This window comes from Paenibacillus sp. WG02, from assembly GCF_055396115.1.
This window is the reverse complement of the sequence record NZ_AP036016.1, coordinates 6,106,083-6,121,157: the sequence shown is the minus strand read 5'-3', so window position 1 is coordinate 6,121,157 and position 15,075 is coordinate 6,106,083. Positions and strand designations below refer to the sequence as shown.

Annotated in this window: 13 protein-coding genes; 12 read left to right on the top strand and 1 reads right to left on the bottom strand. The window is 43.2% G+C overall.

The genetic code is table 11. The features are described from left to right. Positions 1–3 precede the first annotated feature (3 nt). The 4 genes from ACBP55_RS27700 to ACBP55_RS27685 all read left to right on the top strand — a co-directional run bounded on the left by ACBP55_RS27700 (position 4) and on the right by ACBP55_RS27685 (position 2,675). Positions 4–222 carry a hypothetical protein gene (locus tag ACBP55_RS27700; RefSeq protein ID WP_464646194.1) on the top strand — a complete coding sequence of 73 codons (219 nt, stop codon included), beginning with the start codon at positions 4–6 and terminating at the stop codon, positions 220–222. A gap of 92 nt (positions 223–314) precedes the next feature. Then, positions 315–671, top strand: coding sequence for a hypothetical protein (locus ACBP55_RS27695; protein WP_051253037.1), 357 nt, complete (start codon positions 315–317; stop codon positions 669–671). Positions 672–881: 210 nt separating this feature from the next. Beyond that, positions 882–1,505, top strand: coding sequence for a sporulation-specific diadenylate cyclase CdaS (cdaS, locus tag ACBP55_RS27690; RefSeq protein WP_464646192.1), 624 nt, complete (start codon positions 882–884; stop codon positions 1,503–1,505). A 204-nt stretch (positions 1,506–1,709) separates the two neighbouring features. Continuing rightward, positions 1,710–2,675, top strand: coding sequence for a fused MFS/spermidine synthase (locus tag ACBP55_RS27685; RefSeq protein ID WP_464653424.1), 966 nt, complete (start codon positions 1,710–1,712; stop codon positions 2,673–2,675). Between the two features lie 45 nt (positions 2,676–2,720). Here the strand turns inward: ACBP55_RS27685 and ACBP55_RS27680 are convergent, their stop codons facing one another. Next, a complete protein-coding gene (locus ACBP55_RS27680) occupies positions 2,721–3,602 on the bottom strand; it encodes a helix-turn-helix domain-containing protein (protein WP_464646191.1) in 882 nt (293 codons plus the stop codon). Between the two features lie 132 nt (positions 3,603–3,734). Between ACBP55_RS27680 and ACBP55_RS27675 the strand changes: the two genes are divergently transcribed. The 8 genes from ACBP55_RS27675 (at position 3,735) to ACBP55_RS27640 (ending at position 13,536) form a co-directional block, all read left to right on the top strand. Then, positions 3,735–6,245 (top strand): glycoside hydrolase family 2 TIM barrel-domain containing protein, encoded by a 2,511-nt coding sequence (locus tag ACBP55_RS27675; protein WP_464646189.1) that lies wholly within the window; start codon positions 3,735–3,737, stop codon positions 6,243–6,245. A 70-nt stretch (positions 6,246–6,315) separates the two neighbouring features. Then, positions 6,316–7,425 carry a glycoside hydrolase family 88 protein gene (locus tag ACBP55_RS27670; RefSeq protein WP_464653423.1) on the top strand — a complete coding sequence of 370 codons (1,110 nt, stop codon included), beginning with the start codon at positions 6,316–6,318 and terminating at the stop codon, positions 7,423–7,425. 113 nt (positions 7,426–7,538) lie between these two features. Next, on the top strand, positions 7,539–8,657 hold the full coding sequence (locus ACBP55_RS27665) for an alginate lyase family protein (RefSeq protein WP_464646187.1): 1,119 nt from the start codon (positions 7,539–7,541) through the stop codon (positions 8,655–8,657). A gap of 267 nt (positions 8,658–8,924) precedes the next feature. Then, positions 8,925–11,213: a chondroitinase-B domain-containing protein gene (locus tag ACBP55_RS27660; RefSeq protein WP_464646185.1), complete on the top strand. Its 2,289-nt coding sequence runs from the start codon at positions 8,925–8,927 to the stop codon at positions 11,211–11,213. 661 nt (positions 11,214–11,874) lie between these two features. After that, positions 11,875–12,126, top strand: a complete 252-nt coding sequence (locus tag ACBP55_RS27655; RefSeq protein WP_464646183.1) for a transporter suffix domain-containing protein — start codon at positions 11,875–11,877, stop codon at positions 12,124–12,126. 83 nt (positions 12,127–12,209) lie between these two features. Continuing rightward, complete coding sequence (locus ACBP55_RS27650; protein WP_464646181.1) at positions 12,210–12,506, top strand: DUF6509 family protein; 297 nt, start codon at positions 12,210–12,212, stop codon at positions 12,504–12,506. Between the two features lie 309 nt (positions 12,507–12,815). Continuing rightward, positions 12,816–13,019 carry a hypothetical protein gene (locus tag ACBP55_RS27645; protein WP_464646179.1) on the top strand — a complete coding sequence of 68 codons (204 nt, stop codon included), beginning with the start codon at positions 12,816–12,818 and terminating at the stop codon, positions 13,017–13,019. A gap of 76 nt (positions 13,020–13,095) precedes the next feature. After that, a complete protein-coding gene (locus ACBP55_RS27640; RefSeq protein ID WP_464646177.1) occupies positions 13,096–13,536 on the top strand; it encodes a hypothetical protein in 441 nt (146 codons plus the stop codon). Positions 13,537–15,075: the final 1,539 nt, after the last annotated feature.

Sequence of the window (15,075 nt, the reverse complement as noted above, 5' to 3'; positions counted from 1 at the left end):
CATATGAAAAGTAAATCACTATTCGGTATTATCTTAGGTGCAGCGGCACTAGTATTTGCTGTATCTCCAGAAAGCAGAAAAGCCGTACGCAAATTGGCGGTGAAAGGTACGGGAGCATGGCTCGAGATTAAGGACCAGATCAAAGAAGCTGCTTCCGATTTTCCATCAGGGCAAATGGAAAGTCAGAAGGTAGTAGAAGAACCGATCCTGAAAGAAATGTAAGGAGAAAGTTGGATATACCCGAATTGATGATTTTTCAAAGTAATGGGGCAGACTTGTTATTGTGAAAAATATTAATTGAAGGAGAGATCATTATGTTACAAGGCGGTTCTTTATGGGCAGGACTTATTTCGGGAGGAATATCGGAAGCTCAAGATGTGAGGAATTTAACAAAGGGACAAATGGATAAAAAAGAATTTGCCGTGAAAACAACGGGAAATGTAACAGGGGCAATCGGCGTCATGGCCGGTATTGAATATGGAGCAATGCTTGGAACTACAGTTCTTCCTGGGGTTGGGACAGTCGTCGGGTCCGTTATTGGTGGAATATTGGGGAACAGCTTAGGACAAAGGCTCGGCACACAAGCCGGAAATGCAATCGTCCAGAATCCTTTAGTGAACAACTTAACAAAAACGGTATCGCAAACTGCCACTAATGTGACAGCGACGTAATTGGTGAATTTTTCTTTTTAAATGGAAATGAAAATGACTAAAAACTCGCTATATATCAATAGAGCGAGTTTTCTTCATATTTTCATCTCGTTGGCCATTCATGCTCATTACTTAGTCATACATATAAGGATGGATGTACATATTAATACATAGGAATACGGAAAGTTGATCAACTTTTCGTGAATATAAAGAAGTTCTGAGGTGTGACGAGTGCAGCAAGAAAACTGTGACATATCCCCGATGAAAGAACAGCTGAAGCAACAATTGCGCCACATTTCCGCTGAAATAGAGTGCAGCTTGGAAACCTTGGATAATGATGAAAATAACTGTCTTTTAAGTCGATTTGATGAAATTCGCGAAGCGTTTAAACAAGTCGAATCGATAGCTGCTTCCTTCTATCTACAATGTTATTTATCCTCATTCACATCCCATTATTTAGACTTGTCCATTTGTATTCAGCATCTGTCGGAACGCCGACATGGTGCTTTAATCGTGATCCAGAGGAACGATTTGCTGGATATGTTTATGCACTCTGGCATTAGGTTGGAAGCCACATTAACGTACTCGTTATTGGAAGCCATTTTTTACCCTGGCAATCCGCTTCATGATGGAGCCTTATTGATTCAATCCGATCGAATAATTTCGGCAGCGAACGTTTTGCCCGTATCGAATATTACGGTTGAGAAAAAAATGGGGACACGACACCGTGCTGCGATAGGCTTGACAGAGCGAACCGATGCTCTTGTACTCGTCGTTTCAGAGGAAACCGGCCAGGCATCCTTTGCCTATAAGGGAATCCTGCACCCCATTAATTCTTTGGAGCAGATGATCTAGCATTTGTAATCGCACAGCGCACTTCCTTCCAAAGATATTCATAGATAGGCATGTTTCAGAACAGCTGCACCTAGTAACGCAGGGGAATGCAAGGAGAACCTCAGCCCACACTTTCTCGGAAAATGCGGCATATCATAATTTTAATTTGTCTGGGAAATTAGAGGGGAAAGGAAATTAATAAGTGAGGTGAAATCATTGCAAAAAATGGCAAAGACTCCAAGTAAGACTATAAGTAAAATTCCAAGCAAGATTAAAAAGGTGAAACCTAAAAAACCAAACTCTAATCAAATGCGGGGAGATATTTGGGATCTGTACACACTAAAGCATTTATTGCAAAGGAAACCTAAAATCATATATAAAGGTAAAAGTCGGTTTCAAAATATTGTCTTGCTCGAAGCGAAAGACGTACGGATGTATTTGGATAAGCAGCTGCAATTCAGTTCATTGGATGAACGCTTTTATCACGAGGCACTCGTTCACCCGGCAATGACGATGTCGCCTAGTCGCCGTAATGTCTTAATATTAGGCGGAGGCGATGGATTCGCAGCAAGAGAAGTGCTTAAATACAAGGATGTAAAATCCGTTGATCTGGTTGAGTTGGATCCCAAAATCATTAAAATAGCCAAAAGGAAGACCATATCTACATTGAATGATCGATCATTATTCGATAAACGTGTGAAGGTTCATCAAAAGGATGCCAAATTATTTTTCCCTACTTCCAAATCCTATCATGTGATTATTGTTGATTTTCCTGATCCCTCAGACAAAACGATTAGTAAATTGTACACAAAAGAATTTTTCCAACGTGTAGTAAAATCACTTGCGCCAGGCGGTATTATTGTCATCCAATCCAATTCGATTGAAGATATGCCGCGTGTCTATTGGAGCATTCATCATACGTTGAAAAGCATAAGATTGAAGACGAAAAGCTACTATGTTTATGTCCCTTCTTTCGGAGATTGGGGCTTCCAGATCGCTTCGTTTAAAAACTTTATCCCAGGCAAAAAGAAAGTTCCCGTCCCCAACCAAACACTCCCCAAAAACATAGCAACCTTGTTCAAATTGCCGTCAGATGTTCTTGAATCAAAAAACGATGCCTTACCAAATAGCTTGAAAAACCTGAGGTTATTTAAATATTATCATCTTGATCAGAAAGAAGCCGTAGGGTGATAAGGAAATGAAAGGGGGCTATTGGATAGTCCTCTTTGTTTTTTCCTACGATGGTTGGCTTGACGACCGTTTAAACTGATAGGGGCTCAATCCCACGTGTTTCTTGAACATTTGGCAAAAATAAGAGAAATTCCCCAGACCTACAGCTTGACCGATCCCTTGTATAGAGATATCGCTTGTTTTAAGCAATAAACACGCTTGACGAATGCGTCTAGCGGTCAAATATTCAGTAATGCTGCTGCCTACGATTTGCTTAAAGACCGCGGATATATGATTTGGCGATAAATGAATGGCCTGTGCGAGTTGATTAAGCTCAAAAGGCTCCATGTAATGGATTTCGATCCATTCCATCACCTTCTCAGCAATGGATGAGGACTTTACTTTGGCATTCCGTTCCGTAGTTAGGGGATAGCTGCTGCTTGGATAGGAAGTTTTCAGATGATGCATCAAGCTGGTCAAGAAGAACAATTGCTCTTCGAGCAATTGTTCTGGTTTGGCATGCTCAATTGTATGCTGATGAGCTTGAAGCAAGTTATGCAAAGCTTCCGTGTCTAGTCCGCTTATCCTTTGAATAGATAGGGGGTCTTTCCAAAGCTTTTGGAAAAATTCACGTATCGAAGGGAATGCCGTCAAACAGCCATCCAGCAGCGTGGGTTCGAATACGAAAAAAGATCGGATGTAGGCTTGATGGGCTTCCTCGTTCATCCGTATCCGATGAAGCTGGAAAGGTCTGAAGTAAAACAGCATGCCCGGAGCCAGGTCGAAAATTTGTTGTTCCACAATGACGGTACCCGTGCCTTCGTGGACGATCAGGATTTCCATCCCTTGATGTGCGTGATAGATTTCAGCGAATGCATTTGTCCGATTTCGATAAAATTGAAGATGTGCCGGGTGTTGATTCAGGTTTAAGTAATTCATTACCTTCATAGTCGGAAGGACTCCCATCTTCGCTAATCTGTTAAATCATAATATAACAACATTTTATCATAAGAGCACTACACTCTGTTCGATTGATTTTTGCTATACTGAGGGCAAGAATTTCGGTGGGAGTGAGAGACATTGTTTGGTCAACGGTTGATTCAGAATTGGGAGCATTACTGTGGGAGTCTAGGAGGCGTGTGGGAGGTATGGCGGGGCGATAAGCTCCAAAATCACTATAATGTGCCATGGAGGCGAATAGAGCTTCCGCATTCTTACAATGCTTTGGATACGATGGACCCGGACAGTAAGTACTATCAAGGGCAGGGCTGGTATCGTACGAAGCTTGCGTTGAACAATCCGTATCCGAACGGGAGAACACTTCTTCATTTCGAAGGAGCGGGACAGCGTTCTAAGGTATTCGTTTATACCGAGCAGGTAGGAGAACACCTTGGAGGGTACGATGAATTCACGGTAGATATGACGGAAGCCGCCGAACGAGCGCAGGAAATGGAACGCTATGAGGGGAAAGTTCCCGTAGCCGTCATGTGCGATAACAGCCGTGAACTTGAGACGATTCCGTCAGATGCCAGTGATTTTCACCTATATGGCGGTGTGTACCGCTATCTGAATCTGGTCTATGTGCCAGCGGTATCGCTGGAGAAAGTACATATCGAGACGGACATCCAAGATTTGCAAAAGTCGATGGTTTCCGGCTCCGATTCGATATCTTCCTGTACGGTGAAAGTTCGCGCAACATTATATAATCCGAAGGACTTAAACGAAAACCTGCAGCTGACGATCCAATTAACGGACCCAACGGGTCGTGTGATAGCGGTTTCAAATGTGAGTACATCGCCGTGGGAAGGGGATAAGGAGCTAACCGTATTCGAGCTAGATACACCTAATCTCTGGTCGACGGAACAACCTGACTTGTATGGCTGTAATGTGACCCTTTCGAGCGTTCATGGAGAGACAACGGTTGACGAGAGATTTGGGGTTCGTTTCTTTGAGTTTATGAAGCAAGGGCCATTCAAGCTTAATGGGGAACGTTTATTGCTTCGCGGTACTCATCGTCATGAGGATCATGCCGGTGTTGGACCTGCGATGACAGAAGAGATGATTCGTGAAGAAATGCAATTGATTAAGAGCATGGGTGCTAACTTTATACGGCTCGGTCATTACCAGCAATCGAGAATTGTTCTGAATCTTTGCGATGATCTCGGCATATTGGTTTGGGAGGAAATCCCTTGGTGCCGTGGAGGGTTAGGGGGCGAAGCTTACCGACAGCAGTGTCGCGATATGCTTAAGGCGATGATCTCTCAGCATTACAATCATCCGTCCGTGATTCTTTGGGGGCTCGGCAATGAAAATGATTGGGAATGCGATTTTGATTATTTTGATCAAGAAGAAATCCGTGGCTTTATGAAAGAGCTTCATGACCTGTCACACCAGTTGGATGCAGGGCGTCTGACTGCAATACGACGATGTGAGTTTTGCAAAGATATTATTGATGTTTACTCCCCTTCGATTTGGGCAGGGTGGTATCGAGGCATATACACAGATTACGAGAAAAGCTGCAGGGTGGCCTTTGATCAGGTAGACTCCTTTTTCCATATGGAATGGGGGGCAGATAATTTGCCAACTCGGCATGTGGAGAAAACGTACACGGGTTTTGAGTTTATTCCTAACGGAGATGGAGCAACAGAGGAGCGAGATGGGGATTATTTGCTGACTGGAGGCGAAACGCGTGTCTCCCGGGATGGAGACTGGTCGGAGACGTACTTCTGTGAAATGATCGATTGGTTTTTAAAATGCCAAGAGGGGATGGATTGGCTAACAGGCGCGGCACAATGGTCCTTCAAGGATTTCGCCACGCCAGTCCGTCCGGATTCACCAATTCCGTATCTGAATATGAAGGGAATCGTTGAACGTGATTTGACGAAGAAAGAAGCCTTTTATGTCTTTCAATCCTATTGGTCTAAGGAACCTATGGTTCGCATTTACGGTCACACGATGCCAGTCCGTTGGGGTGCTAAGGATGAGCAGAAGTGCTTAAAGGTTTACTCCAACTGTTCAAAGGCGGAGCTTTTTCTTAACGGGGTTAGTTTGGGCGTGAAACAGCGAGATTCCAAAGACTTTCCATGTGCGGGTCTGCGTTGGAATACAGCTTTCAATCCTGGCATGAACCATGTTCAGGTCATCGCTGAGAAGGATGGCATCATTGTGAAGGATGAGCTGACCATTGGCTACCAGACCGAGACATGGGGGGAGCCGTCAGAGCTTCGGCTTACGTCAGTGAAGCAGGATGATGGTCGTATCTATGTGGAAGCGCGTATGTTTGATGCGAAGGGAGTTTTTTGCCCTGATGCTTCTCATTTCATTCGTTTTGGACTTAGCGGTGATGGCAAGCTGCTTGATGGTCTTGGCACGATCCATGGCTCGAGGCTAGTACAGTTGGCAACTGGACGTGCGGGGATTTATATCGATCCGCTGGGTGGAAGTGCAGCTGCCATCCTTGAGACCGCATTCGTATCTGCGGGGGGACCTGCCATGGCTGCGGTCAAAGCGGGCAAGGCAACTCATCAACCGGTCTCGGTAGTCAGCGCGAAGTGTGAAGGATTGGCTACTGCTTTTATCACGTTACATTAAAATCAAAGGAGCGAATCGAATGGAAAACAAGACAACGATTCAAGCGGACAAGTGGAAGAACGCCGCAAGCATGAAGGAAGCACTGCCCCACGTATGGGAGGCACTGCAGGTTAAAGTTGATCGAATGATTGAACAGCTCGGGGATAAATCTCCGCATGTGGCTAAGGAAGACGGTATCTACGATGACATGCGGCACGATTGGTGGACTTCCGGTTTCTGGCCAGGCATCCTGTGGATTATGCACGAAATGACCGGCAAGGAGCACTACAAGAAAGCGGCGTGGAGCTGGGACGAGAAGTTTGAAAAGAAGATGATCGAGGCTAACAACTATCACCATGATGTAGGCTTTCAATTCCTGCCGACAGCGGTTATCAAATACAAGCTGACAGGCGATCAGGACGGTAAGCGCCGGGGGCTGTTTGCAGCAAACTTCTTAACTGGTCGCTTCAATCTGGCTGGTCAATTCCTGAGAGCCTGGAATCAAGAAAAAATCGGTTGGTCCATCGTGGATTCGTCTATGAACTTGTCTATCTTGTTTTGGGCTGCTCAAGAGTCGGCTGATCCGCGGTTTGAACATGTAGGCAAGGCGCATGCGGATACGGTGGTGGAGCATTTTATCCGAGAAGACGGTTCTGTGAATCACATTCTGAGCTTTGATCCAAGGTCGGGCGAGCTTATCGAATCTCTCGGCGGGCAGGGGGCAGGACCTCATTCTTCCTGGAGCCGTGGGCAAGCTTGGGCGCTGCATGGTATGGCCAACACTTACCGCTACACAGGGGATGCCAAATATCTTCATGCGGCTAGACGCGTAGCGCATTATTTTCTAGCTTGCTTACCGGAGGATTATGTAGCGCATTGGGATTTCCGCGCAGATGAATCCTTGGAAGGCCTCCCTCGCGATACGTCTGCGGCAACCTGCGCAGCGTCTGGTTTGCTGGAGCTGGCTGATGCACTTCCAGCCGTTGAGGGCGCGCTTTATCGACGGGCAGCGGAACGGATTTTGCTTTCCTTGACCCAGAACTATGCAACATGGGATCAACCGGAGCATGAGGCAATCTTGCTTGGCGGAACTGGCAATTTCCCCGCTGGGCAGAACGTTGACGTTTCCTTGATCTATGGTGACTATTATTACGTTGAAGCTATTGCGAAGCTGTTGGGCTGGAAAAATCGTATTTTCTAGCAATACTGGCCTGTGACCTGCTATTTCATTATGGAATTAGCAGGTCACAGGTCAATTTCTTTTACTTGAATTGCCCGTGGAAGATTAGTAATTGGCAGGGGAGGAGCATGAGGATGGGAATCATAAAGTTACACAAGGAACAATGGAAAGATTACTTTGATATGGACAGAATTCTCCATGATGCGGAGGAATCGCTTCACGCCCCGACGATACATATAACAGATCATATGGCTCATGGAAGTCCTGGAGGCTTGCATGATTATTATTCGAATGGAGACTACTGGTGGCCGAATCCGGATACGGAGGATGGACTGCCGTATATTCGTCGCGATGGGGAAAGTAATCCCGGCAATTTCGATCATCACCGGAGCATGCTGCGGCTTATGAGGACGCATGTGGTCAGGTTGGCTTCAGCCTATCGGATCACGGAGGACGAACGATATGCGGCAAAAGCGGCGCAGCTTTTGAAGGCGTTTTTCTTGGATGAACAGACCCGAATGAATCCGCATCTGTTGTATGCCCAAGCGATTCCTGGCGTATGTGAGGGAAGGGGAATCGGGATTATCGATACGCTTCACTTGATTGACATTACGGTTGCCTTTGAAGCTATGGAAAGGGCATTGCGTATGGAGGAAACTTCAAGGCAGGGCCTCATGGCATGGTTCTCCAGTTATTTGAATTGGATGAGTACGCACCCTCAAGGCATTGAGGAAAGGGACGCGAACAATAATCATGGGATCTGCTGGTTCGTGCAAGCAGTTGCATTTGGACGGATGACTGGAAATGAACAAATGCTTGCCTATTGCCGGGAACAATTCAAGACCCGTTTGCTGGCTGAGCAAATGGATCAGAACGGCAGCTTGCCGAGGGAATTAGCGCGAACTAAGCCATACGCCTATTCCATCTTCGCCTTGGATAATCTGGTTACCCTCTGCCATATTCTCTCGACTCCGAACGATAATTTATGGGATTATCAATTACCCGATGGAAGGGGAATCCAGAAGGGAATTGATTTTCTGACGCCTTATTTGATGAATAAAGCTGCATGGCCTTACAGGCATGATGTGGAGTGCTTTGAAGAGTGGCCAGTCGGGATATCGTTGCTACTATTCGCGGGGCTTGCTTACGAATCTGATGATTTGTTGAAGCTGTGGCATGAGCTGGATAAAAGCCCATCAAGTTCAGAGGTGCGCCGAAATATGGCTATCCGACAGCCGCTTCTTTGGTTGTAAGGATGTAGAGGTAAGGCCACGGAGGGATGTCTGGTAACAGAGGACATTCCTTTTTTACGTTTACATGCATATTTGAATAGTCAGATTAGGTAATGAGGGTGTGTAGTTTCGATTTTAAAGATGAATTTACGATTATGAAGATTTAATATTTCTATGATTTATTTAAAATTGAGGGAGAGTGCGCACTCGACGACAATGAAAGGAGTTCAATGTTAGAAAGGATTGGTTGATTTGAAAATGAAATCAAGTTTAGAGGAGGATTTCTTAATGGGAAAAGGAAAAAAAGCAGGCATTGTTCTGTTACTCGTTAGTTTGTTTCTTGCCATGATCCCTTTTTCAGGTTATGCAGCCGACGCTAAATTGTCGATCGCGCCATCTGGTGTGACGGCAAGTGCGGATGATGGGAACGTACCTGCCAATACCGTCGATGGTAGCTTAACGACCCGTTGGTCTGCTAGTGGTGACGGGCAATGGATCAAGTTCGATTTGGGTACCGTTAAAAAAGTATCTTTCATTAAAATTGCATTTTTAAACGGGGATACGCGAACATCGAATTTTGATATACAAATATCTATGGATAATGTAAATTTTACGACGGTTCAGGCTAACGTGACGAGCAGTTTAAATACAAGCCTGCAGATTTTTGATTTTCCAGATGTAGATCCCGTCCGTTATGTGCGGATTGTTGGACATGGCAACTCCGTGAACGCATGGAACAGTTACACCGAGGTGGAAATTTACGGAGACACATCTGCAAGCGCTTCCGCGGACTCCAAGTTCTCAGTTCCAGGGGCTTCTGTAACTGCTAGCGCTGATGATGGGAATGTGCCTGCTAATACGGTGGATGGAAGCTTAACCACTCGCTGGTCTGCTAACGGCAATGGGCAATGGATCAAGTACGATTTGGGCTCGAATGTCAAAGTTTCCTTTATTAAGATTGCATTTTTAAGCGGGGATACAAGAACTTCCAGTTTCGATATTCAAACTTCCACGGATAACGTGAATTTTACAACGGTTCAGGCTAACGTAACGAGCAGTTTGAATACAAGCTTGCAGACTTTTGACTTCCCTGATGTAACGTCTGTCCGTTATGTACGAATTGTTGGACATGGCAACTCCCTGAACACATGGAACAGCTATACGGAGGTAGAAATTTATGGGGTTGTTCCAGTTACTCCTGGTGTACCTGTCTCCACATCCGCTGAGTTAACAACGGCTTTGAGCAATGCCAGTGCCGGTACCACAATCGTACTCGCGAATGGGACTTACACACAAACAGGCCCTTTCGTCTTGAGCAACAAAAACGGCACAGCAAGCAGCCCCATTACGATCAAGACGGCTAATCAAGGACAAGCGATTATTTCTGGCGGAGCGTCCTTACAAATTCAAAACTCGTCCAATGTCGTTATCGAGGGACTTAAATTTACAAACTTAGGAAATACTGCCCTACTCCTAGATGGGTCTAATAACATTCGAGTTACTCGAAATTTATTCGCGCTGCAAGCGACCGGAAGCACTCTAATCTGGCTTCAGGTTAGCGGAGTCAATAGTCATCATAATCGAATCGATCATAATGACTTCGGTAACAAGAGCGACACGGATCCTCTAATTGCCTATCAAGGAGATGGTAACGGGAACATCTCTCAGTATGACGTCATCGAATATAATTACTTTCATGATGTCGGTCCATGGGTGGCTAATGGCAAAGAAACAATACGCCTTGGATTATCGGGAATCTCCTTGTCCAATGGGTTTAATACCATTCAGTACAATTTATTTGAGAACTGCGATGGCGAACCCGAAATCGTGTCTGTGAAAAGCAGTAATAACACGGTTCGCTACAATACCTTCAAGACCTCCAAAGGAGGGTTCACCTCAAGACATGGTCATAACAACTCATTTTACGGCAACTTTTTCCTTGGCGATGGAGTAGAAACGGAAGAAGCGGGGATCCGTATTTATGGCAACGACCATAAGATATACAACAATTACATGGAGAATCTTACTGCTAACGCCATTATTCTTGACAATGGTAATTATGACGGAGGCACGAGTGGGTATCCATCCAATCCAACGGCTGATGACTTGAGAGCGCAGTGGAAAATTTACCGAGCGCAAGTTGTCAACAATACGATTGTTAACAGCACGACGGGAATTATTGTTGGTTCTAGTAAAGCGTATGCCACTCAGGACAGCAGAATTGCTAATAATATCGTGAGAAATTCCACGGGCACTCTTTATGATGAAGTTGTGACTACCAACACCGTATTCGAAGGGAATATGGGGTTCGGAAGCACAGTAAGCAATAATAGTTCGAGGACCGCTGCCCAAATTTGGGGAGTAAATCCGTTGCTTACAACTGTAAACGGGTTGCAGAAATTATCTTCCGGCAGTCCGGCGATCAACGCTGCATTGGGAACCTACACCTTTGTGACAGAGGATATGGATGGAGAAACACGCGCCACCACGGATATTGGAGCCGATGAACGGTCTTCAAGCACAACCTTTGGGAAACATCCAATGATGGTAACAGAGGTAGGACCGAATGCGCCTTAAGTAACGAACAGTTTGGCTAAAATGAAGATCGCAACAGCTTAGGCTGTGCGGTCTTTTTTTCGCATATTTTTGATTATCTACCTGCCCTAAACACTCAACTTTCTACTGTATACTCCAAAAAAGGAGCATATCCATCACATGGCCCAATCACAGGCAAGCCGTACTCATAGTTCTTCTATCTGTATCCCAAACTCAACACGTACCTGGCATCACCAGATTGTAGCGGAACGTAGATGCCTTATTTTGCTCAAAAACGCGTATATCAACTTTTCGCGGAACGAGGAGCCTCTATTTCCGCTTTCGAGGCGAAAAAACCGGTAAAACGCCAAAATAGCGCGCCCACGTTCCGCTTACCGGCCCTGTATCTGCATAATCACCGAAATAGAGGCTCCTCGTTCCCTCCAATTCTCAGATTAGCAGCTTATATGTCCGAAATCACTCCACAGAGTTGGATTTGACCAGCAGTTTATCAATATTTGAACAGAATACTATCTGCCTGCCCTCGCACCAAACTTTCAAAGTTGTAGAAGCCCATCTACCTCACGTAGCTGCTGAACGACTTTAAGGGGCGGAGTAATCAGTTTTTTCTATAAAACTTGATAATGTTGGAAAAGCCAAGTAGAGTTTAAGGGTAGGAGATGAAAGTAGGGGGTTGTTAAATTTGAAAAAACTGGGTATTGCGATGCTGATCGTCTCTGGGATTGCACTTTTATCGGCATTTACCATTCCATTCTTCGTTCATACCGGAAGTGAGATTGCTGGTTGGATCGCTGGTCTTCTTATCGTTAGCGAGATTGCGTTCTGGACAGGCGGCATTATTCTTGGTAAAGAAGTGGCGAGAAAATATAGACGGTACTTAAATCCTAGAAACTGGTCGCGAAAACAGAATAGGTCGAGTAACGATGGAGAATAAATTAAAAGATACATCCCCGAAAGTTTAGCTTTTTTCGTATTTTCAGGTATACTATAACCTGCAGATGAAAAAGGGGTGGTTCAATGTTTACAATGACAAGTTACACCGTGGAATTGGTGAAAGATCCATTTGGGATTTTGACGGGGCAGCGATATGAATTTCTCATTGATATTGAAGTTGAAGAAGATGACGAATTATACTCGGAAAGCGGATTATATATCAGAGCGATCTATAGCGTAGAAGAGGAAAAGTCTGGGATTATGAAGTATGAGCTTTACGAGAAAACGACGCAGCTCTATTTGGATTTTGATTTAGAGGATGATGAAGTTGCCGCAGTTGAAGCGTTTTGCAAAGAGCATTTTCAAGAAGGAAATGAATAAGTAAGTGTACTGCCATTCGAGATGCTTGCATCTTGGATGGCTTTTTTTCATCCCCAAGAATCAAGTATCAACGAGATGTATTTATTCAAATCAAAATGGATGCCTCTTATCATGTATACTTTATTCAAATGAATAATTCGAAAGCATCGGGACTGTCACTCCATTGGGAGGGCTGTCCTTTTTTGTTTGGATCTTAGAACGACGAACGTCTTTTTTAAGTTTTCACATCTAATTTAATTGAGCACAAAGTGCGGAAGAATGCAGGGATATTTTGGGATATATTGAATTGAATAAATGGGTGGTCCACTGTTGATTTATATTACTCGAATTAATAATCTTTTCATTATTAAAACAAATGGTTACCAAGCAGATGTCGTTTTAAAAATCCGCAAGATTCCTGGTCGCGTATGGGTTATCGCGAAGTTAGAATGGACAGTCCCAGGTAATGAAGCAACGCTTCAGCTACTACTTGAATTATTTGAGGGAGAGCATGTTCGTTTCGAAACTTCATGAAGGATGATAAAACGACATATGTCGTAGATTTTACGTTATAAGAAACCATTTAACATATAGGAGACTAAAAGAAAAAATGAAATATTTTAATATAATAATTTTAATAATAATTCTTCAAGGATGTTCAACTAACAAGGATATTAATAGTGTAGATGATAATATACCGATTGTTGATACAGTTAAGGAGCAATCAATTCCTTCAGAAAAAGATGAAATTAATAATAAAGAAGTTGTTACAGATATTAGTTCATGGGTTCATCCAACAAAGGAATATATTAATAGTATTGGTACATTAGAAAAGGTTGAAATAAAGAATAAGAAAATCACTTTTTATTTAACAACTAAAGGTAATGGTAATTTTTCCTATGAGATATTTTCTGATTTAGCTAAATATAATGATTTTCAAGATTATAAGATTATTAGTATTGATAGTGAATCAAAGACAAGGGCAATTGATATCACTTGTAGTAAGCTCGATAAGAGAGTAATTAAAATTGTATCAGAAATACTAAAATAATTATTTTTATAAACATAAGGTAAGGATAAAGTTAGCATTTTCTATGAAGTCGAATGGCATCGTCTAACACCGTATTCACGCTGCTGGCTAGCGCCCTTGGTATGCCAGGAGAATCTTCGGGGATGTAGAGTCAGGCAGCCAATCTTGCACCACCTAACCGCATCGCGGCCAACAAACCCTGACCCTAAGATAAGAGCTATCTAAGAGTCAGGGCTTGTCTTAAGTTGATGAGGGTTCGTAAATACACAGAACGTTATCAGAAATCTAAGCAATTTTTGAGAACGAATTAAAACCATAAAAAGGATAAAAATGAGCAATCTTATTATTAATGACCATAGGCATGAACAAGACGAACAAGAAAACATAAGAAAAACTAAAAAAAAGATGATTATACTTTTAATCGTTGTTCTTGTTACGCTAGTATTACCGATTATCCTAGTATTCTTCTTCATAAATAGTCTTTTAAGTTCAGCATGCAAAAATGAAGTAGTGAGTCAAGTAAATCAACCTGGTGGTATCAATAAATCAGTGGTATAGAGAAAGTTACCAAGTCTCAATAATTAAATCTTGGAATAATATCGATAATGCAGACAGAGGAAACACATTTATTTCTTATACATCCAGTGATATCAAGTGGTCTGAGTAAAAATGAATTAGGAATTTCATATGGGGCTGGAGAAGTATTTAAGAAAGAAGAAAAAATGAAAGGAATTACAATACGATATAAATGATTTTTTGAATGTAAACTCGAAGGTGGCTTAGACATCGGATAACACCGTTTTCCCGCTGAGGGGCTACGCCCCTTGGTCTGCCCGAGGCAATTCGAGATGTAGTATCAGGCAGACAACCCTGCACCACTTAACCGCATGGCGGCCAGTCGCTACGCTCCTTTAAGGTGGTGAGGGTTCGGGAACATAACAACGTTAGGCGAAATTGCTGAGAATTAAAAAACTAACTTGAAAATAAATTGGTGGTGTTGCCTTTGAAATACATGAGTAAGGAGATTTATAAAGAAAATCTTATTAAGACCATAAGTCTTTTAACCACAAATGAACCAGAATTAAAAACTCCGTTGTTCTTAGTTGAGCCAAAACAAGAGTTAAATAAGAAATTAAATTCTACAGATGATTATTCTTAGATTGTGGCTATTTAGTGAGAAGAATATTAAGGGAAGAATCATGAATATGGATCAAGTGATTAATTTATTTTATGGTCATTCACTTTTATTCCCGATTTGGATAAATGTTTCACTTAAGGAAAATCAAGAGATCTGTTTAATATTTGAATTAGAATCAAGCTTGAGATTTAGAAAACCATCTCTGTTACATAATCAAGATACAGGGCACCCGCCATTCAAAGCAATAATTGCAAATAATAAAGATTTCTTCTGAATTTCGAAGAAGTCAGCAACTTCGCCTAACACCGTATTCACGCTACGGGGCTTACGCCCCTTGGTCTGCCCGAGGCATTTCAGAGAAGTGGAATCAAGCAGACAACCCTGAACTGGCTAAGTCTGTCGGACCCGGCGCTACGAGCCTT

What these genes read in the sequence shown, in the direction of transcription:
- ACBP55_RS27660 (WP_464646185.1), top strand. Translation starts at nt 8,925, where the DNA reads ATGGGAAAAGGAAAAAAAGCAGGCATTGTTCTGTTACTCGTTAGTTTG.
- ACBP55_RS27680 (WP_464646191.1), bottom strand. Translation starts at nt 3,602, where the DNA reads ATGAAGGTAATGAATTACTTAAACCTGAATCAACACCCGGCACATCTT.
- ACBP55_RS27695 (WP_051253037.1), top strand. Translation starts at nt 315, where the DNA reads ATGTTACAAGGCGGTTCTTTATGGGCAGGACTTATTTCGGGAGGAATA.
- ACBP55_RS27650 (WP_464646181.1), top strand. Translation starts at nt 12,210, where the DNA reads ATGTTTACAATGACAAGTTACACCGTGGAATTGGTGAAAGATCCATTT.
- ACBP55_RS27665 (WP_464646187.1), top strand. Translation starts at nt 7,539, where the DNA reads ATGGGAATCATAAAGTTACACAAGGAACAATGGAAAGATTACTTTGAT.
- ACBP55_RS27700 (WP_464646194.1), top strand. Translation starts at nt 4, where the DNA reads ATGAAAAGTAAATCACTATTCGGTATTATCTTAGGTGCAGCGGCACTA.
- ACBP55_RS27640 (WP_464646177.1), top strand. Translation starts at nt 13,096, where the DNA reads ATGAAATATTTTAATATAATAATTTTAATAATAATTCTTCAAGGATGT.
- ACBP55_RS27670 (WP_464653423.1), top strand. Translation starts at nt 6,316, where the DNA reads ATGAAGGAAGCACTGCCCCACGTATGGGAGGCACTGCAGGTTAAAGTT.
- ACBP55_RS27685 (WP_464653424.1), top strand. Translation starts at nt 1,710, where the DNA reads ATGGCAAAGACTCCAAGTAAGACTATAAGTAAAATTCCAAGCAAGATT.